This window comes from Thauera sp. AutoDN2, from assembly GCF_051280715.1.
Taxonomy (GTDB): Bacteria; Pseudomonadota; Gammaproteobacteria; order Burkholderiales; family Rhodocyclaceae; genus Thauera.
In genome coordinates, this window is record NZ_JBNCAR010000005.1 from 87965 (window position 1) to 106856 (window position 18892).

Here is an 18892-nt window from a genome sequence, read left to right on the forward strand (position 1 = left end):
TCCTTGTTCTACGGCTTGCGGCCGTACAGGCCGGCGCGCTCGGCGAAGCGGCGCAGCTCTTGCAGCGCCTGCTCCATGTTGCCGGCGGCGGCACCCTGGCTGCGGCCGGTGTCGATACGGGCGACGGCGACCGCGACGTCATCGAGCGCGGTCAGCGCGGCTTCGTTGCCAGCGGCGATCTCACCCAACCGGCGCTCGGTCTCGTCAGCGATCGCCAGCCGGCGCCGCAGCGCCTCGCGCTCGGTGGGGTTGAGGCGAGCGGCCTCACTTTCGAGCCGCGTACGGACGAAATCGGCATCGAGGCCAGCGCTGCCGTGCACCAGCTCGACCATTGCGCCCAGCCCGGCGGCCGCCTCGCGCCCAACCTCGCCGACCAGCCCGCGGGCGCGCTCGTAGGTCACTTCGCGCGCGTCGAACTTGTCATCGAGCACGTCGAGCGCGCGCTGGTAGCGGGTGAACAGGCGATCGGCCTGCACCGCGAGGTCCGGGCGGCGCAGATCAACGAGTTCGCGTTTGACCTCCCACAGCTGGAGCACCACCACATCGGCATCGGTCGGTGCGAGGTCGGGGTCCAGCGTCAGCAGGTTACGCTCGCGGCGCGCGTTGGCGACCTCGTGGCGCTGCCGCTCGCGGGCGGCGGCACGTTCACGCCCGGCACGCGCGGCACGCCAGCGGCGCCAGCGCTTCTCCACGAACAGCTCGATCGGCACCGCGGCCAGCCCGACGAGCCAGCCGCCGAGGCTGGCGCCGAAGCCGCCCCAGAAGGACGTCATCAGCAACAGCATCGCCACCGTGGGCATCGCTACCGCGTAGCGCAGGATCACCTGCCAGCGCGAGGCCACCTCCTCGGGCACGACCAGCCGCGGGTCGTACAGCCCGGCCATGAACCAGGGCATGAACGACACCAGCAGTCCGAAAGCAAGCCCTTGGAGGAAATCGAACATTACGTGGCGCCGAGCGCCGGGTTGAGCGTGTAGGTGCCGGTGAGCCGGGCCTCGCCGAGCACATGGCCGGCGATCGCCGCGCGCACGTCCTGGCCGGTGAAGCGACCTTCCACCGCGCAACGCGGCACGTCCAGCGCGTACAGCGTGAACACGTAATGGTGGATGATCGAGTCGTTCCACGGCGGGCAGGGGCCATCGTAGCCGTGGTAGTCGCCCTTCATCGCATCGTCGCCGGCGAACCAGGCGGTGTAGTCGTTGACGCCATGACGCGCGCCGAGCGCCGTCTCCGGCCCGGGCTTGCCGCCGGGCGTGACCTCGCCGGAGAAGTGGCCAGCGTCGATGGTGCGCAGGTCGGCGGGCAGGTCCACCACCACCCAGTGGAAGAAGTCCACCCGCGGCAGGCTGGCCGGCACCGTGCGCCCCTCCTGGTTCACGTCGTCGCCCTTGCTCGGAACATCGGGGTCATGGCAGATGAGCACGAAGGACTGCGTGCCGGCGGGTACGTCGCTCCACGCCAGTTGCGGGTTGCGGTTCCCGCCGAGGCAGACGTGACCTTCCTCTGCAGGAATGCAGAAGGCGAATTCGCCCGGGATGCGGGCGCCGTCGGTGAAGCTCTGGCTGGTGAGTTTCAAGGCACTCTCCTCGTGGATTGAACGGGACGTGGTCGAAGCCTGCACGGCAGCCCGATCAGGGCGTCTCGCACAGACAGTGCAGATACAGGTGACGCGGGTCGTTCCAGCGCAGCAGATCGGCGGTGGAGCGTTGCACCTCGCCGACCAGCCCAGCGAGCGGGCCGGTAGCCAGGCCTCGGGAGGCAAACTCCAGGCCGAGATCCTCGCCCGTGCGCAGCAGCCGGCGCAGCAGGCGCTGTTCGAGGGACTCGATCGCCTCGGGCCACACCACCTCGTAGTCGGCGAGGCCGGCGCGGGCGGCCGCAGCATCGATCGCACCCTGCAGGCCGCCGAGTTTGTCCACCAGGCCCAGGCCAAGCGCGGCCTCTCCGGTCCACACCCGCCCGCGCGCAACGGTGTCGACCTCGTCCACCGTCATGTTGCGGGCCTTGGCGACGACCTCCAGGAAGCGACGGTAGCCATGCTCGATACTGAGCTGCATGGCCTCGGCCGCTGCAGGGTCGAGCGGGCGACGGGGATCGAGCGCCCCGGCGAGTGGCGCGGTGGCCACGCCGTCGACACCGATGCCCAGCCGCCGCAGTGGCTCGGAGAACTCGGGGAAGAGGCCGAAGATGCCGATGGAGCCGGTCACCGTGGCCGGCGCAGCCCAGATCTCGTCGGCGCCGGAGGCGATCCAGTAGCCACCCGAGGCCGCCACCGAGCTCATCGACGCGATCACCGGCTTGCCGGCCTCGCGCGTGAGCTCAAGCTCGCGGCGGATCAGCTCGGACGCCCAGGCGCTACCGCCCGGGCTGTCGATGCGCAACACCACCGCCTTGATGCGCTCGTTCTCGCGCGCCGCGCGGATCAAGTGGGCGAAAGTGTCGCCAGCGACCACGCCCGTGGGTTCGGCCCCGTCGACGATGGTCCCTTGGGCGACAATCACCGCCACGCTCGCGGGCGAGGCCTCCTGCTGGCCGGCGACCACCGCCAGATAGTGGTCTATGTCGATGCGGCGCGGCTCTTCGCCATCCGGGGCCTTGCCCACGGCCTCGATCAGGCGCGCACGCCATTCGTCGCGAGTGCTGAAGCGGTCGACCAGGCCCGTATCGAGCGCGGCCTTCGCAGCGTCCCCCCCGGCAGCTGCGAGAGCGCCGCGGATGTCATTGACGTGTGCATCGACTGCCTCAGCCGCGAGCTTGCGGCTCGTGGCAATGTCGTCGCGCATGATGCGCCACAGGCCGCCGAGCAGGTCGCGCGTGGCCTCGCGGTCTTCGTCGGACATGTCGTTGCGGGTAAAAGGCTCGGAGAAGGACTTGTATTCGCCGACGCGGAAGACGTGTATCTTCACGCCGAGCCGGTCGAGCGCATCGCGGAAATAGGTTCCGTAGCGTGCCAGGCCGCGCAGCAGGACGAAGCCGTCGGGTGACAGGTGCACCTCGTCAGCCACCGAGGCGAGGTAGTACTGCGACTGGGTGAAGCGTTCGCCGCGCGCCAGCACTGGCTTGCCCGAGGCCTTGAAGTCGGCGATCGCGGCACGCAGCTCTGCGAGCTTGGACAGACCGCCACCGATGAGCTCGTCCGTCTCGATCACCAGCGCCGCGATGCGGTGGTCGTCGCGCGCGCTACGCACCGCCTCAACCAGGTCGGCAAGACGCACATGCCCAGCGGGCGCGCCACCTGCGCGCAACAGCGCGAGCGGCGGCTCGAGTTCGGTCTGCTCGACGAGCGTGCCAACGGGGCTCAGTACCAGCGCAGACCCGGCCGGCACCTCGGGTGCGGGCCGGAAGAACAGCGACACCAGCACGCCAAGGCCGAAGATCAGCGATGCGTAGAAGACGCCCCGCACGAGCAGGTCGAACAGGCGCACAAACATGCGCAGCACGTTGTAGATGAAGCGGAACAGGCCTCGGATCACGCGGCGGTTTCCTCGTCGGTCAGGCGGTGGTCAATCGGTACGGCGGCGGAACACCAGGTCCCAGACACCGTGTCCGAGCCTGAGACCGCGGTTTTCGAATTTCGTCAGCGGGCGGTAGTCCGGGCGCGGCGCAAAACCGTCGGCGGTATTCTGCAGCAGTGGCTCGGCGGAGATCACTTCGAGCATCCAGTGCGCGTAGTCCTCCCAGTCGGTGGCGCAGTGGAAGTATCCGCCCGGGGCGAGTTTCTGTGCGACGAGGGCGACGAAGTCGGGCTGCACGATGCGACGCTTGAAGTGGCGCTTCTTGCGCCAAGGGTCGGGGAAGAACAGATGTACGCCGGCCAGGGCACCGTCGGCAACCATGTCGCGCATCACCTCGACGGCATCGTGCTGCATGATGCGCAGATTGGACAGACTGCCCTCGGCGATCAGCTTGCACAGCGCACCCACGCCGGGGGTATGCACTTCGATGCCGAGGAAGTCCTTCTCGGGCATTGCAGCAGCGATCTGCGCCGTGGTCTCACCCATACCGAAACCGATCTCGAGGATCTTCGGTGCTTCGCGACCGAACGCGACGTCGAGGTCGAGCGGCGCGACACGGTAGTCGATGCCGACGCTGGGCAGCACTTCATCCAGAGAACGCTGCTGAGCCTCGGACATGCGCCCCTGGCGCAGCACGAAGCTGCGGATGCTGCGGCTGGAGAAGCGGTGCTCAGGGCTGTCGCGACCGATGATCTCGACCTGCGAGCTGACTTCGGCAGACACCGGCACGCCTGCTCCGCCCGCTCGTTCCCGAACCTCTGGCGCGGCCATGGCTTCGTTGCGAACCTTGGTCATGAACCGATCAGCCCCTGGGTCGGCGAGCTCGGGTCGGCCGAATAGAACTTGCGCGGCATGCGCCCGGCGAGGAAGGCTTCGCGGCCGGCCTCAACCGCCTTCTTCATCGCGCCCGCCATAAGGACCGGCTTGCCGGCGGCGGCGATCGCAGTGTTCATCAGCACGCCGTCACAGCCCAGCTCCATCGCGATCGCAGCGTCCGAGGCAGTGCCCACGCCGGCATCGACCAGCACCGGCACCTTGGCGTTATCGATGATGAGGCGCAGGTTCCACGGGTTGAGGATGCCCATGCCGGAGCCAATCAGCGAAGCCAGCGGCATGATCGCGCAGCAGCCGATCTCCTCCAGCATCTTCGCCTGGATGGGGTCGTCCGCGCAGTACACCATGACATCGAAGCCATCCTTCACGAGAGTCTCTGCGGCCTTGAGCGTCTCGGGCATGTTGGGGAACAGGCTCTTGGGGTCGCCGAGCACTTCGAGCTTGACCAGCGGGTGACCATCAAGGAGTTCGCGCGCCAGGCGCAGCGTGCGAACCGCATCGTCGGCGGTGTAGCAGCCGGCGGTGTTGGGCAGGATGGTGAATTTCTCCGGCGGCAACACGTCGAGCAGGTTGGGCTCACCCGGGTTCTGGCCAATATTGGTGCGGCGGATGGCGACAGTGACGATCTCGGCGCCGCTGGCGTCGATGGCTTCGCGTGTCTCGGCGAAACCCTTGTACTTGCCGGTGCCGACGAGCAGGCGCGAGCTATAGGCCTTACCGGCGATGACCAGGGGGTCGTTCATGTTGGGAACCTGTTGTGCGGGGTTGTCTGGAAGGAAGATGCGTCAGGGGGGCGACCCTGCGGGAACGGATTTGGCAGGAGCGGGCGATCCCGCTTCCACCATACCCGCATCCACCGAGATGGCTTCAGCCGCCGCCGACTGCGACGACGATTTCGAGTCGATCGCCATCGGCGAGTTTCACGTCGGCATGGCGGGCCTTGGGCACGATCTCGCCGTTACGCTCGACCGCGAGCCGTTTGCCGACGAGGCCGCGCGCCTCGAGCAGCGCAAGCACGGTGAAATCGGGTGCCAGCGTCTCGGGCTGGCCGTTGAGAATGACCTGGATCATGGCGTTCGGGGCTGTCCGTAGGCGAAAAATCTTATCATGCCGTGGGTTTGACTTTTGCCCGGCGCGGCGCTAACTTCCTGCCACCTAGCGCCGATTTGATCAACAGCTTGCGGGCGCTCAACAAATACGGCTAAAGCGAGGGCACCCAGTCCGCGTTTGTAGCCGACTGGGTTTTTTGTTTGCAGATGACGAAATTGATCCCACCCCAATCGGTCGGCGTCGTCGCGCCGCAGCGGGCCGAGTTCACCGAGCCGCTCGCGCTGCGTAGCGGGGGTACGCTGGACAAATACCATCTCGTCTACGAGACCTACGGAACGCTCAACGCCGATGGCAGCAACGCGGTGCTCGTCTGCCACGCGCTGTCGGGCTCGCACCACGTCGCCGGCACCTACGCCGACGCGCCGCACAACGTCGGCTGGTGGGACAACCTGATCGGCCCGGGCAAGCCGCTGGATACGCGCAAGTTCTTCGTGATCGGGGTGAACAACCTCGGCGGCTGCTACGGCTCCTCCGGACCCAACCAGATCAACCCCACCACCGGCACGCTGTGGGGGGCGGACTTCCCCTTCGTGACCGTGGAAGACTGGGTGGAGTCGCAGGCGCGCCTGGCTGACCGCCTCGGCATCCAGCGCTTCGCCGCGGTGGTGGGCGGCTCGCTTGGCGGCATGCAGGCGATGTCGTGGGCGCTGCAGTTTCCCGAGCGCGTGGGCCACGTCGCGGTGATTGCCGCCGCGCCCAAACTCACCGCGCAGAACATCGCCTTCAACGAGGTCGCCCGCCAGGCCATCCTCACCGACCCCGAGTTCCACGGCGGCCACTACTACGCGCACGGCGTGGTGCCGGCGCGCGGGCTCAAGCTGGCGCGCATGGTGGGGCATATCACCTATCTGTCCGACGACTCGATGGCGGAGAAATTCGGTCGCAGCCTGCGTCATGGGCGCAACACCTACAGCTACGACGTCGAGTTCGAGATCGAGTCCTACCTGCGCTATCAGGGCGACAAGTTCGCCGGCTACTTCGACGCCAACACCTACCTGCTGACCACCAAGGCGCTCGACTACTTCGACCCTGCCTTCGAGTACGGCGGCAACCTCGCCGCCGCCCTGGCGCGTGCCACGGCGGACTTCCTCGTGGTGTCCTTCACCACCGACTGGCGCTTCTCGCCCGAGCGCTCACGCGAGATCGTCTACGCGCTGCTGCACAACAAGCGCAACGTCAGCTACGCGGAGATCGACTGTCCGGCCGGACACGACTCCTTCCTGCTCGACGAGACCCGCTACCACAAGCTGCTGTCGGCCTGGTTCGACCGCATCGAGGTTTGAATGACAACCCCCACGCTCACTGCGTTCGCTGCCCCCCGAGGGGGCGCCAGTACGCTTGAGACGGCTCGGCGCATACTGACATGACCTCCTACCGCTACGACTATGAAGTGATCACCCAGTGGATCGAGCCCGGCGAAAAGGTGCTCGACCTCGGCTGCGGCGACGGCGATCTGCTGCGCCACCTGATGCAAGTGCGCCAGGTGCAGGGCTACGGTGTCGAAAACGACCCCGACAAGCTGCTGGGCAGCGTGAAGAACGGCGTGAACGTGATCCAGATGGACCTCGAGAAGGGCCTGGTGGGCCTGGAGGACGGCTTCTTCGACCACGTGATCATGAGCCTGTCGCTGCAGGCCATGCACAACACCCAGGGCATCCTGCACGAGATGCTGCGCGTGGGCCGCGAGGCCGTGGTGAGCTTTCCCAACTTCGGCTACTGGCGCCACCGCCAGAGCATCCTCAACGGCCGCATGCCGGTGTCGGAGAGCCTGCCCCACCAGTGGTTCAACACCCCCAACGTGCGCTTCTTCACCATCGCCGACTTCGACGCGCTGTGCGAGATGAATGGCATCGCAGTGCACGAACGCCTCGCCTTCGACGAGGGCAAGCTGGTGCTGGACGAGCCGAACTTCCTCGCCAGCGTCGCGGTGTATCGTCTGGGAAGAGCCTGAAACCGGCCTGGGTGCGGGCCGGCAGGCGAGCCCGGGGGGACACCCCCGGGCATGGCGTCAGCCGACGACGAAGGACGAGACGTCCACGCGCACGGCCGGGCGCTCGAGCGCTGCAGCAGTCACGATAGCGAATTTCTTCGCCCATTCAGCGCCCTGCTCGAAGCGACTCTCGCCGCCGTATTTGGCGACGTTGAGGATCATGTCGAGCACCAGTACCTTGCCCATCGGGTTGGAAGGCGAGCACTCGAGCTCATCGAACTCTTTCGCGAGCCAGCTACGCGCCTGCTCCTTGGTGGTCGAGGCAACCTCGGCGTCGTGCAACGCGAACTCGTACTCGCGGTCACCGCCGAATACCACGGTCACGGTGTAGGACATGGAAAACAACCTCCTCGATTGGGGGATCTTTGCTTTGCCCGCATTGTTGGCGCAGAGCGCAGCGGATGCAAGCAAAGTATCGAATTGTGTAAACGGAAGGGGGTGGCGATGATCTGCGATAATGCGCGGCTCCGCAACGCCCCGGCCCCGCATCTTGTCCTCGCCCTCCGCAGCCCCCCGGACGCCCGCCTGGCTCGCCGCCCTGCTCAACCGGCGGATGCTGATCTGCATCTTCACCGGCTTCGCATCCGGCCTCCCGCTGTACCTGCTGCTCAACCTGGTGCCGGCCTGGCTCAAGACCGAGGGCCTATCGCTGAAGGCGATCGGCGCCTTCGCGCTGATCCAGTTCCCCTACACCTGGAAGTTCCTGTGGGCGCCGCTGCTCGACCGCTACGGCATTCTCCCCTGGCTGGGGCGAAGGCGAAGCTGGATGTTCGTGTCGCAGCTCGGCCTGCTGGCGGCGATCGCCTGGCTGGGGCAGGTGTCGCCGGTCGATCACCTGCCGATGGTGGTGGGCCTGACCGCGACGATCGCGCTGCTGTCGGCCACGCAGGACATCGCGCTCGACGCCTTCCGCCGCGAGATCCTGCCCGACGCCGAGCTGGGGCTGGGGAATGCGATTCATGTGAATGCATACCGGATCGCGGGGCTGGTGCCGGGGTCGCTGTCCTTGATTCTGGCGGACCACCTCCCATGGGCGCAGGTCTTTCTCATTACTGCGGCGTTCATGATCCCCGGCCTGGCGATGACACTGCTGGTGAAGGAGCCGCTCGCCGATGCCGGCACACCGCGCACCCTGCGCGACGCGGTGGTCGAGCCCTTTCGCGAGTTCTTCGGCCGCCACGGCGTGCAGTCGGCGCTGCTGGTGCTGGCTTTTCTGTTCTTCTACAAGCTGGGCGACTCGCTGTGCACCGCGCTCGCCACACCCTTCTACCTCGACATGGGCTACAGCAAGACCGAGATCGGCGTGATCGCGAAGAACGCCGGGCTGTGGCCGATGGTGATCGGTGGCATCCTGGGCGGCATCTGGATGCTCAAGCTCGGCATCAACCGCGCGCTGTGGATCTTTGGTGTGGTGCAGTTCGTCACCATCCTCGGCTTCGTGTGGATGGCCTGGCTGGGCCCGGGGGATTCGACTCCGGCACGGCTCGTGGTGCTCGCCACCGTGATCGCCGGCGAAGCAGTGGGTGCAGGACTGGGCACCACCGCCTTCGTCGCCTTCATGGCGCGCACCACCCACCCGGCCTACACCGCTACCCAGCTCGCGCTGTTCACCAGCCTGATGGCGGTGCCGCGCACCTTCATCAACGCAACCGCGGGCTGGCTGGTGGAGGCGCTGGGATGGACCAACTTCTTCTGGCTGTGCTTCGTGCTCGCGGTACCGGGCATGGTGCTGCTGCTCAAGGTCGCGCCGTGGAACGGGGAGCGTACCCAGACATGAGGCACGCACGCCTGCCCGCCATCGCCGCGAGGGCGCGCACGCCGCACGCTCGCTCAGCGGGCGTCGGCCAGACAGGACGAGCGCGTTGACCGATGCGCAATAGTCCAAGACTGACGGAGTTCCTCGCCGGCTGTCGCGACGAATCACCGCTGCTGCTCGGCGTCGCACCCTTCGGCATGATCTACGGCATCGCCGCGCTCGCCGCGGGTGTGCCCGCCTGGCTGGCACAGCTCGCCTCGGCCATCGTCTTTGCCGGCGCGGCACAACTGGTGATCGTACAGATGCTCGCTGCCGGGGCCGGCTTCATGCCGATCGCACTGACTTCGGGCCTGCTCAACCTGCGCCACGTGCTCTACAGCGCCTCGATGGCCGAGTACGTGAGCCACCTGCCGCGACGCTGGCGACTGCTGCTGGCCTACGTGCTGACCGACGAGGCCTACGCGGTGGCGGTGCTGCGCTACCAGCGGCGCGGGCCGGAGCCCGCTGCCGCCCAGGCCGGAAACCCTGACGAAGCGCCCCCATCCGCGGCAAGCACGGCATGCAGCGCCAGCGATGCGGCCATCGGGGCTCGAGCGCCTGCCGAAGACCTGCGCCACTGGTACTTTCTCGGCGCCGGCTTCACGCTGTGGGCAGGCTGGCAGTTGTCCACCGCGGTCGGCCTGCTGTTCGGCGCCACCATCCCACCCGAGTGGGAGCTGGATTTCGCCGTCCCGCTGACCTTCATCGCGTTGCTGACCCTGCTCCTGCGCGAGCGTGCGGGCCAGGCCGCAGCACTGGCCGCGGGGCTCGGTGCGCTGGTCTTCGCCGCCCTGCCCTACAAGCTCGGCCTGGTCGCAGCGATCCTGCTCGGCCTGGCCGCAGGCGCGTGGACCGTGCGCCGCCTGGAGCGCGCGTGATGAGCACGACAAGCCTCGTTCTGCTGCTGGTGCTGGTCGGGGTGCTGACCTACCTGTACCGCTACGCAATGATCGGCCTCTTTGCCAGCCGCAGCCTGCCCGGATGGCTGCATGCGCTGTGTCGCCACATCGCACCGGCGAGCTTCGCCGCACTGACCGCGAGCGGGCTCTTCGTAGCCGGCGGGGAAGTGGTGCTCGCCTTCGACACGCCACGCCCCTGGGCCGCGCTGGTCGCGGTGCTGGTGGCCTGGCGCACGCGCAGCGTGCTGGCCACCATCGCTGCCGGCATGTCAGCGCTCTACCTCTTCAAGCTGCTGTTCTGACCGATGACCACACAGACCCTGATCGACGCCGCCCGCACACTCTCCGATGCAGTCGATGCACTGCCCTTTGCGCCTCCCGTCACCCACGTCTACAACCCGCTCGACTACGCCTGGAACGTGCATCGGCGCTATCTGGAACGCTACGGCGCGGGGCACAAGCGGGTGGTCTTCATCGGCATGAACCCCGGCCCCTTCGGCATGGCGCAGATCGGCGTCCCCTTCGGCGAGATCGCCAGCGCACGCGACTGGCTGGGGCTAGAGGGTCCGGTCGGGCAGCCGCGCATCACCAACCCGAAGCGCCCCGTGGAAGGCTTCGCCTGCACCCGGTCCGAGGTCAGCGGCCAGCGCCTGTGGGGCCTGTTCCGGGCCCGCTTCGGCACTCCCGAAGCCTTCTTCGCAGGGCATTTCGTAGCCAACTACTGCCCGCTGGTGTTCTTCGAGAATGGCCGCAACCTCACCCCCGACAAGCTGCCGGTCGCCGAGCAGCGCCCCTTGCTTGCCGCCTGCGACACCCACCTGCGCACCCTGATCGGAGCCCTGCAGCCCGAGTGGGTGATCGGCATCGGCAACTGGGCAGAAAAGCGTGCCACCGAAGCGCTCGCGGACCTGCCCGGACTGAAGTTCGGCCGCGTGCTGCACCCCAGCCCTGCCAGCCCCGCCGCCAACCGTGGCTGGGCCGAGGCGGCAACGAAGCAACTGCTGGCGCTGCAGGTCTGGAAAGACTGAAGGCGCAGCCGCTCAAGCAGGCGGAGATACCTGACCGCCGGCTTCGGACATCAGACTGGCAATCAAGCCCCTCAGCCAACGGTTGCCGGGGTCATGGTGAAAGCGCTCATGCCAGTGCTGCTTCACCGTGTACTCCGGCAATGGAAAGGGTACCGGCAGGATGCTGAAATCACCCCGCCCGCGCAGCAGTTCGCCCAAGCGGCGCGGCACAGTCATCAGAAGGTCGGTGCGCTCCACCACAAATGCGGCGCCAAGAAAGTTGGGGATGTCGAGCACGATGCGCCGCTTGATCCCTTGACGGGCGATCTCCTGCTCGATGATCTGATGTCCGGTTCCGGTTGCACGGAAGGCGGCATGCCCCTCCGCCTCGAACTGCGCCAGCGTGAGTCCGCCCCGGATTCGTGGGTGATCCGCGCTGGCCAGGCAGACGTAGTGCTGACGAAACAGCGCCTGCTGGTAGAAGCCCGCCTCAAGACCGGGGATGAAGCCCACTGCCAGATCGGCCTCCCCCGACTCCAGCTGGCGGCCCGCGCTGTCGTCCAGCGAGGCGATATCGATACTGACCCCTGGCGCAGCGGCGCGTAGCGCCCCCCACAGCCTCGGCAGCAGGACGAGGTGCGTGATGTCGGTCATGCAGATGCGAAAGCGCCGCGCTGAAGTCGCAGGGTCAAACACGCTGCGGAGCCCAAACGCGCCCTCGAGCGCATCGAGTGCATGACGGATCGGCTGAACCAGTTCCTCCGCCAGGGGCGTCGGCGCCATGCCTCCAGAGGTCCGCACGAACAGGGGATCCGAAAAATGCTCGCGCAACTTGCCCAACGCCACGCTGACCGCGGGTTGGCCAATCTCGAGCAGTTCGGCCGCACGACTCACGCTGCAGGTCTTGTAGACCGCATCGAAGATCTGCAGCAGACGCTGGTCGGGATTGCCCATCGGCACACCTCTATTCGAAATCCGAATTAACTCTATTCTCCGACCTGCGTAGACGCAATATTTATCGCCCTATAAATTGGCTCCCACCACAACGCATCGCCGCTTGCTTTGATCTAACGCAAAAGCCTTGATCGAGGGGCGACGAGTCCAGAACGGAGGAGTCAGAAATGCAGGAACTCGGTCGTCTCGATGATCTACCGCTCGTGTACCGCGAGTCTCTCGAAGCGCAGAATCTTGTGCCCTTGTGGCCCAGCCTGCGTTCGGTGCTCCCTCCAGGCACACCCGCACGGCGCACGCAAGCCGTCAAATGGTCGTACTCGGCGCTGCGCCCGCTGCTGATCCAGGCTGGCGAGCTCACACCGATCGAGAAAGCCGAGCGCCGCGTGCTGGTGCTCTCCAACCCCGGTCACGGCCTCGAAAAGATGCAGGCCAGCGCCGCGATCTATCTCGGCATGCAACTGTTGCTGCCCGGCGAGTGGGCGCCTGCGCACAAGCACACCCCGAACGCAGTGCGCATGATCGTCGAAGGGGAAGGTGCCTACACCACGGTCGACGGCGAGAAGTGCCCGATGCACCGCGGCGACCTGATCCTGACGCCGACCGGCCTGTGGCACGAACACGGCCATGACGGCGAGGATCCGGTCGTATGGCTCGACGTGCTCGATCTGCCGCTGGTGTATTACACCGAAACCTCCTACGCGACCGAAGGCCGGGAACAGGCCGTCACGGGCACGCGCCTGGAGCGCAACTACGCTCGTGGCGGTGTCGTGCCGTCGCCCGTATTTACCCGCGGCAGCGCCCGCACCTACCCAATGCTGCGTTACCCGTGGGCCGACGCCCGCAGCGCGCTGCTGAACCTTGCCGAAGCGCAGCCCGAAGTGGAGGCAGTCCAGGTCGCATACGTCAATCCCGAGAGTGGCAGCGACTGCCAGAACATCCTCGGTTTCTCGGCCCTGATGCTGCGCCCGGGCGAAACCCTGCCGCTCCCGGCGCGGTCGCCTGCGATGGTGTTCCATGTCATCGAGGGAGGCGCCGAAGTCTGGGCGGACGACAAGACATTCTCCCTTGCCCCCGCAGACACCTGCTGCACGCCGGGCTATGTGCCGGTCACCCTGAAGAATCCGTCCCCGTCCGAACCCGCCTTCATCTTCATCGCCGACGAAAGCCCGCTGCACAAGAAGCTCGGCGTCTACGAAGTTCGCACCTGACCCCCGACCCCAACACACCCAGAGAACAAACGATGTCCGACAATCAATACCTCTTCCCGCCCGCCCCCATCTACTCCCTGCCGGTACGCGGCATCGAGCCGCGGTATCCGGTCAAGCGCATCTTCTGCGTCGGCCGCAACTACCACGCGCACGCCGTCGAGATGGGCCGTCCGGTCGACAAATCCACCGCACAGCCGTTCTACTTCACCAAGGCCGCGTCCACCCTGGTCGAATCCGGCGCCACCGTGCCCTATCCGACCGGAACCTCCAATTACCACTACGAGATGGAACTGGTCGTTGCCATCGGCGCACCGGGCTTCCGCGTCGCCGAAGCGGACGCTGAGCGCCTGATCTACGGTTACGCCGCCGGCCTCGACATGACCCGCCGCGACCTGCAGCTGGTCGCCCGCGAACAGGGCCGCCCCTGGGACCTGGGCAAGGACTTCGAGCTCTCCGCCGTATGCACGGAGATCGTGCCGATCGGCGACCTGGGCCTCCTCGATACCGGCACGATCAAGCTGCAGGTGAATGGAGAGACCCGGCAGTCCGCCGACCTGTCACAACTGATCTGGAGCATCCCCGAGCTGATCGCCGACCTGTCGAAGTTCTACCACCTTGAGCCCGGCGACCTGATCTTCACCGGCACGCCGGAGGGTGTGGGTGCAGTCAAGAGTGGCGACCGCATCACCGGCCATGTCGACCGGGTCGGCGACATCGAACTGACGATCGGCGCCGCCGAATAGAGCCCGCGTGGCGGGGCAGCAAACGCTCCGCCGCCACCCATCGAGCAGGAGGAGACATTCATGACCGAGAAACTACCCGTAATCGTCGCCGGCGGTGGCATTGGCGGCTTGGCTGCCGCGCTCGCACTGGTGCGCCAGGGTTTCAACGTTCTGGTTCTGGAGCAGGCCGACGAGATCGGCGAAATCGGCGCTGGCATCCAGTTGGGGCCCAATGCCTTTCACGCCTTCGACGCACTCGGCGTCGGAGAGAAGGCGCGCGGCCGCGCCGTGTATACCGACGAAATGGTGATGCACGATGCGCTCGACGAAAAGCTGATCGGCCGTATCGCCACCGGCGAGGCCTTCCGCAAACGCTTCGGCAACCCTTATGCAGTCATCCACCGGGTCGACGTGCACCTGTCCCTGCTCGAGGGCGCGCAGGAAACCGGGCGCGTCGAGTTCCGCACCTCGACCCGCGTCGAACGCATCGAACAGGATGCCAGCAGCGTCACGGTGCACGACCAGCACGGCAACACCTTCCGCGGCATCGCACTGATCGGAGCCGACGGGGTGAAATCGGTAGTGCGCGCGCAGTATGTGAATGACCCGGCACGTGTGACCGGCCACGTGGTCTACCGCGCCGTGGTCGACAGGCAGGACTTCCCGGCGGATCTGCAGTGGAACGCGGCGAGCCTGTGGGCCGGGCCCAACTGTCACCTCGTGCACTACCCGCTGCGCGGCGGCGAGCAATACAACGTCGTGGTGACCTTCCACAGCCGCCAGCAGGAGGAATGGGGCGTCACCGAAGGCAGCCGCGAGGAAGTGCAGAGCTACTTCCAGGGCATCTGTGCCAAGGCCCGCCAGTTGATCGACCTGCCCAAGACCTGGAAGCGCTGGGCGACCGCCGACCGCGAACCGATCAGCCAATGGACTTTCGGCCGGGTCACGCTGCTGGGCGACGCGGCACACCCGACCACACAGTACATGGCGCAGGGTGCCTGCATGGCGCTGGAGGACGCGGTGACACTCGGCGAAGCGCTCCGGATGCATGACAACGACTTCGAGAAGGCTTTCGACCTCTACCAGCGCTCGCGCATTGCCCGTACCGCACGCATCGTTCTGTCGTCGCGCGAGATGGGCCGCCTGTATCACGCCAAGGGTGTCGAGCGCCTGGTGCGCAACGACCTGTGGAAGGGCCGTAGCCAGGAGCGCTTCTACGATGCCATGGAATGGCTGTACGGGTGGAACGTCACCAACTGCCTGAGCAAGGATTGAGCCGCCCCATGGAACTGCACAACTTCTTCCGCAGCGGCACCTCGCACCGGCTGCGCATCGCATTGAACCTGAAGGGCATCGACTACGCCTACGTGCCAGTCGACCTCCGCACCGAGGAGCACCTCGGCGCGGCCTTCCGGGCGCTGAACCCGCAGGCTCTGGTGCCTGCGCTCACCGACGGCGAGATGATCCTGACCCAGACTCCGGCGATCATCGAGTGGCTCGAGGAGCGCTATCCGGACCCGGCGCTGCTGCCGGCGAACACCGAGGACCGTGCGCGCGTGCGCGCGCTGGCTGCGATCGTGGGTTGCGACATCCACCCGATCAACAACCGCCGCATCCTGGAGTACCTGCGCAAGACACTGCACTGCGACGAAGCGGCCGTGCTCGCATGGTGCAATACCTGGATCCGGGCCGGCTTCGACGCGCTGGAGGCGATGCTGTCGGCCGACGACAAGCGCGGCGACTTCTGCTTCGGCAATGTGCCCACGATCGCAGACGTGTATCTGATCCCCCAGATTGAAAGCGCCCGCCGCTTCAACGTCGATCTGAGCGCATACCCGAACATCGTCGCGATCGACCGCGCATGCAGCGAGCTCGATGCGTTCCGCCGCGCGACCCCCGCCGCACAACCGGATGCGAAGTGAATCGGCCATCCGGACGGATTCAGAACACATATACAGCCCCCCGAGGAGACACCCAATGAAATCCCAGTTCAAGAAACTCACCTGCGGCCTGATCACCGGCCTCGTGCTGTCGGTCGCCGCCGTCGGCGCCCATGCTCAATCGCTCAAGCTCGGCCACATCACCCCGCCGACCCACGTCTGGCACCAGGTGGGCGAGAAGATTTCGGCCGATCTCGCCGCTGCCACGGACGGCAAGATGAAGCTCGCGGTCAGTCCGCTGCAGAAGCTCGGCAACGAAGCGCAGATGATCAACCTGATGCAGGCAGGCGCGCAGCAGTTCGGCATCTTCACCGTCGGCGGGCTATCCAACCGCGAAGAGTCCTTCCTCGCCTGGTCGCTGCCCTATGTGTTCCAGGACGTTGCCCACGCCACCCGCGCCGCGAACACGCCTGCAGCGAAGGAGATGCTCAAGCGCCTCGAGGCACACGGGCTGGTCGGTCTGGGCTATGCGTTCGCCGGCATGCGCCACGTGCTCTCGCTCCAGCCGGTCGCCTCCGCCGCAGATCTCGCCAACAAGAAGATCCGCTCCTTCCCGAGCCCGGTGTACAACGACTGGTGGAACGCGAACGGCGCGGCCCCCACCGCCCTGCCGCTGTCCGAAGTCGCGCCATCGCTGACGACCAAGCTGCTCGATGCCGTGGATATCGACCTCGATGCCCTCGTCGGCCTCAAGTTCCATCAGCAGGCGCCCAACCTGACCCTGACCCGCCACATGGCCTTCCCGTCGGTGATCGTGGTATCCAAGAAGTGGTGGGACAGTCGCAGCCAGGCGGATCGCGATCTCATCCTCAAGGTCGTGGCTGACGCCGAGCAATGGGGCTACCAGACCGCAATCGATGCTGACGAGAGCAATCTCGCGAAGGCCAAGGCGGATGGCGCGATGATCGTCGAGGCGGACATCGGCTCCTTCCAGGCCGTGGCGGAGAAGGTCCGCGCGCAGTACATCGCCAGAAACCCGCTCATTGCCGACTTCTACGCGCAGGCGAAGGGCCTCTGACCGCACTGCCTGACGCACACGCGCCAGATCCGTGATGTACGGTGCGGAGCGGGCCCGCCGGGCACGCTCCGCACGATCGCACCCCCTCGGGAGTTCTCGCGATGTATGCCCAGATACAGAAAATCGACCGCAGCCTGGCCACGATCGAGCGCTGGCTTGTGATCGCGCTCACCGGAGGAATCGCCTGCGTCATGACCACGCAGGTGTTCATGCGCTATTTCCTCAGCGCCCCGCTGTTCTGGGCCGAGGAAATCTCGGTCCAGCTGCTCGTGTTCGCGACGCTGTTCGGCCTCTCGCTGCTCGTGCATCACAGCCAGCTCGTTTCCATCGACTTTCTGCCGCAGGCCCTGCCCGAGCGCATGCGCCACCTGCTGCTTGCGCTCGCCGGCGTGGTGATGCTGGGCCTGTTCGCATTCCTGTGCTGGCTAGGCGTGGAGTGGGTGAGCCGCCCGGACGTGCGCATGGAGTTGGGCGCCACAACCCAGCTGCCGCGCTGGTACAACTATTCCGTGCTACCTGCCGCGATGGCAACGATGACCTTGCATCAGTTCGCCGCAGTCCTGCGTGAGACGCGTGCAGCCTTCACCGGAGCCGCCAGATGACCACCCTGATCGTCTTCTTCATCCTGCTTTTCGCAGGCGTGCCCATCGTCGGCACGATCCTGATCTCGGCGGTGGTCTTCATGGCGACCAGCGACCTTGCCGTGCTGTTCGATTCGATCCCGATCCAGCTCTATGGCGCGCTCGAGATCAACAGCCTGCTCGCCATCCCGCTCTTCCTGCTCGTGGGCGAGATCATGAACAGGGCCGGTCTTACCCAGCGCCTGATCGCCGTAGCCGAAGTGCTGGTCGGGCGCCTCAAGGGCGGCCTGGCGTACGCCAACCTGTTCACGAACGCCATGGCCGCATCGATTCTCGGCTCCGCAGTCGCCCAGATCGGCGTGATGAGCAAGGTCATGATCCCGGCGATGGAACGCCTGGGCTACGACCGCGCATTCTCCGGCGCCGTCACCGTTTCGGCGGGCCTGCTCGGTCCCATCATCCCGCCCTCCATGCTGATGATCATCTACGGTGTGGTTGCGGTGCAGCCGATCGCGCCGCTGTTCATCGCCGGAATCGTGCCCGGCATGCTCCTGATCGCAGGGCTTGCATTCGTCATCCTGATGTTCGGCTTCTTCGGGCCCGGCCTGCCTGCTGGCGAACGCAGCGGAAGGGCGGCCTCGATACGGATCCTCGTCGAGGGTCTGGTACCAGGACTGATTCCGCTGGTGGTGATCGGCGGCATCATGGCCGGCGTGATGACACCGACAGAATCCGGTGCGGTGGCTGCTGTCATGGCACTCACCCTTGGCCTGTTCTACCGCGAGATCAAGGTGGGGGACCTCGGCAAGATCCTGCTCGACGTCGGCGTCAACACCGCAACCATCACCGGCCTGATCGCCGCAGCTTCGGTACTAAGCTGGGTACTCGCCTTCCAGGGCGTGCCGGACATGGTCGTCGAATTCATGCAGGGCCTGACCGATTCACCCTTCGTGTTCCTGCTGCTGGTGATTGCGCTGATGATGCTGCTCGGCATGTTCCTCGAGAGCATCAGCGTGCTGATCGTGGTCGTCCCCTTGCTGATGCCGGTGGTGACCAGCCTGGGTATCGACCCCATCCATTTCGGTGTGGTGTGCACGGTGGCCACGGTGATCGGTCTCGTGACGCCCCCGGTCGGCCCCGGCCTTTACATCGCCATGGTGCAGGCCGACATCCGCATGGGTCCCTTGTTCAAGGCGACCGCCCCCTTCCTTCTGGTCGTGCTGCTGGTTCTGGTGCTGATCGCGGCCGTGCCGGAGATCTCGACCTGGCTGCCGAACCTGATGACGCGCAACTGACCGGCCAGGCACGGCTGGCCACCA

At 66.4% G+C, this 18892-nt stretch carries 21 protein-coding genes; 13 read left to right on the top strand and 8 right to left on the bottom strand.

All coding sequences use genetic code 11. The features are described from left to right. Positions 1–8: 8 nt before the first annotated feature. The 6 genes from ACPT9U_RS04945 to thiS all read right to left on the bottom strand — a co-directional run bounded on the left by ACPT9U_RS04945 (position 9) and on the right by thiS (position 5420). Positions 9–944: a cobyrinic acid a,c-diamide synthase gene (locus ACPT9U_RS04945; RefSeq protein WP_435750094.1), complete on the bottom strand. Its 936-nt coding sequence runs from the start codon at positions 942–944 to the stop codon at positions 9–11. After that, positions 944–1576, bottom strand: coding sequence for a YbhB/YbcL family Raf kinase inhibitor-like protein (locus ACPT9U_RS04950; RefSeq protein WP_435750095.1), 633 nt, complete (start codon positions 1574–1576; stop codon positions 944–946). Before ACPT9U_RS04950 ends, ACPT9U_RS04945 begins: the two co-directional genes overlap by 1 nt. Before the next feature lie 55 nt (positions 1577–1631). After that, a complete protein-coding gene (sppA, locus tag ACPT9U_RS04955) occupies positions 1632–3473 on the bottom strand; it encodes a signal peptide peptidase SppA (protein ID WP_435750096.1) in 1842 nt (613 codons plus the stop codon). Between the two features lie 30 nt (positions 3474–3503). After that, a complete protein-coding gene (gene trmB, locus ACPT9U_RS04960; protein ID WP_435750097.1) occupies positions 3504–4310 on the bottom strand; it encodes a tRNA (guanosine(46)-N7)-methyltransferase TrmB in 807 nt (268 codons plus the stop codon). Continuing rightward, positions 4307–5092, bottom strand: coding sequence for a thiazole synthase (locus ACPT9U_RS04965; RefSeq protein ID WP_435750098.1), 786 nt, complete (start codon positions 5090–5092; stop codon positions 4307–4309). The genes trmB and ACPT9U_RS04965 overlap by 4 nt, the downstream gene beginning before the upstream one ends. Positions 5093–5216: 124 nt before the next feature. Continuing rightward, positions 5217–5420, bottom strand: a complete 204-nt coding sequence (thiS, locus tag ACPT9U_RS04970) for a sulfur carrier protein ThiS (RefSeq protein WP_418364044.1) — start codon at positions 5418–5420, stop codon at positions 5217–5219. 194 nt (positions 5421–5614) lie between these two features. Here thiS and metX point away from each other — a divergent pair, with 194 nt between their 5' ends. Next, the gene (gene metX, locus ACPT9U_RS04975; RefSeq protein WP_418364045.1) at positions 5615–6742 is read left to right on the top strand and encodes a homoserine O-succinyltransferase MetX; all 1128 of its coding nucleotides are present in this window, start codon (positions 5615–5617) and stop codon (positions 6740–6742) included. A gap of 80 nt (positions 6743–6822) precedes the next feature. Continuing rightward, positions 6823–7410 carry a methionine biosynthesis protein MetW gene (gene metW / locus ACPT9U_RS04980; RefSeq protein WP_418364046.1) on the top strand — a complete coding sequence of 196 codons (588 nt, stop codon included), beginning with the start codon at positions 6823–6825 and terminating at the stop codon, positions 7408–7410. 57 nt (positions 7411–7467) lie between these two features. Here the strand turns inward: metW and ACPT9U_RS04985 are convergent, their stop codons facing one another. Then, complete coding sequence (locus tag ACPT9U_RS04985; protein ID WP_418364047.1) at positions 7468–7785, bottom strand: hypothetical protein; 318 nt, start codon at positions 7783–7785, stop codon at positions 7468–7470. A 154-nt stretch (positions 7786–7939) separates the two neighbouring features. On the opposite strand from ACPT9U_RS04985, the gene ACPT9U_RS04990 reads away from it, so the two are divergent. The 4 genes from ACPT9U_RS04990 (at position 7940) to ACPT9U_RS05005 (ending at position 11171) form a co-directional block, all read left to right on the top strand. Then, on the top strand, positions 7940–9226 hold the full coding sequence (locus tag ACPT9U_RS04990) for an AmpG family muropeptide MFS transporter (protein WP_435750099.1): 1287 nt from the start codon (positions 7940–7942) through the stop codon (positions 9224–9226). Between the two features lie 92 nt (positions 9227–9318). After that, positions 9319–10122 carry an AzlC family ABC transporter permease gene (locus ACPT9U_RS04995; protein WP_435750100.1) on the top strand — a complete coding sequence of 268 codons (804 nt, stop codon included), beginning with the start codon at positions 9319–9321 and terminating at the stop codon, positions 10120–10122. Next, on the top strand, positions 10122–10445 hold the full coding sequence (locus ACPT9U_RS05000; protein WP_435750101.1) for an AzlD domain-containing protein: 324 nt from the start codon (positions 10122–10124) through the stop codon (positions 10443–10445). Before ACPT9U_RS04995 ends, ACPT9U_RS05000 begins: the two co-directional genes overlap by 1 nt. Before the next feature lie 3 nt (positions 10446–10448). Beyond that, on the top strand, positions 10449–11171 hold the full coding sequence (locus ACPT9U_RS05005; RefSeq protein WP_418364051.1) for a uracil-DNA glycosylase family protein: 723 nt from the start codon (positions 10449–10451) through the stop codon (positions 11169–11171). Positions 11172–11183: 12 nt separating this feature from the next. On the opposite strand, the gene ACPT9U_RS05010 is transcribed toward ACPT9U_RS05005, so the two are convergent. Continuing rightward, entirely contained in the window at positions 11184–12104 is a 921-nt protein-coding gene (locus ACPT9U_RS05010; RefSeq protein WP_418364052.1) for a LysR family transcriptional regulator, read from the bottom strand. Between the two features lie 167 nt (positions 12105–12271). On the opposite strand from ACPT9U_RS05010, the gene ACPT9U_RS05015 reads away from it, so the two are divergent. From ACPT9U_RS05015 to ACPT9U_RS05045, 7 genes are all read left to right on the top strand, one after another. Continuing rightward, positions 12272–13312, top strand: coding sequence for a cupin domain-containing protein (locus tag ACPT9U_RS05015; protein ID WP_418364053.1), 1041 nt, complete (start codon positions 12272–12274; stop codon positions 13310–13312). Between the two features lie 32 nt (positions 13313–13344). Then, a complete protein-coding gene (locus tag ACPT9U_RS05020) occupies positions 13345–14055 on the top strand; it encodes a fumarylacetoacetate hydrolase family protein (RefSeq protein ID WP_418364054.1) in 711 nt (236 codons plus the stop codon). A 60-nt stretch (positions 14056–14115) separates the two neighbouring features. Further along, entirely contained in the window at positions 14116–15309 is a 1194-nt protein-coding gene (locus tag ACPT9U_RS05025; RefSeq protein ID WP_418364055.1) for a 3-hydroxybenzoate 6-monooxygenase, read from the top strand. An 8-nt stretch (positions 15310–15317) separates the two neighbouring features. Continuing rightward, positions 15318–15956, top strand: a complete 639-nt coding sequence (gene maiA, locus ACPT9U_RS05030; RefSeq protein WP_435750102.1) for a maleylacetoacetate isomerase — start codon at positions 15318–15320, stop codon at positions 15954–15956. A 55-nt stretch (positions 15957–16011) separates the two neighbouring features. Then, positions 16012–16992 (top strand): TRAP transporter substrate-binding protein, encoded by a 981-nt coding sequence (locus tag ACPT9U_RS05035; RefSeq protein ID WP_435750103.1) that lies wholly within the window; start codon positions 16012–16014, stop codon positions 16990–16992. A 101-nt stretch (positions 16993–17093) separates the two neighbouring features. Continuing rightward, positions 17094–17594 carry a TRAP transporter small permease gene (locus ACPT9U_RS05040; RefSeq protein WP_435750104.1) on the top strand — a complete coding sequence of 167 codons (501 nt, stop codon included), beginning with the start codon at positions 17094–17096 and terminating at the stop codon, positions 17592–17594. Next, on the top strand, positions 17591–18868 hold the full coding sequence (locus ACPT9U_RS05045) for a TRAP transporter large permease (RefSeq protein WP_435750105.1): 1278 nt from the start codon (positions 17591–17593) through the stop codon (positions 18866–18868). The genes ACPT9U_RS05040 and ACPT9U_RS05045 overlap by 4 nt, the downstream gene beginning before the upstream one ends. Positions 18869–18892: the final 24 nt, after the last annotated feature.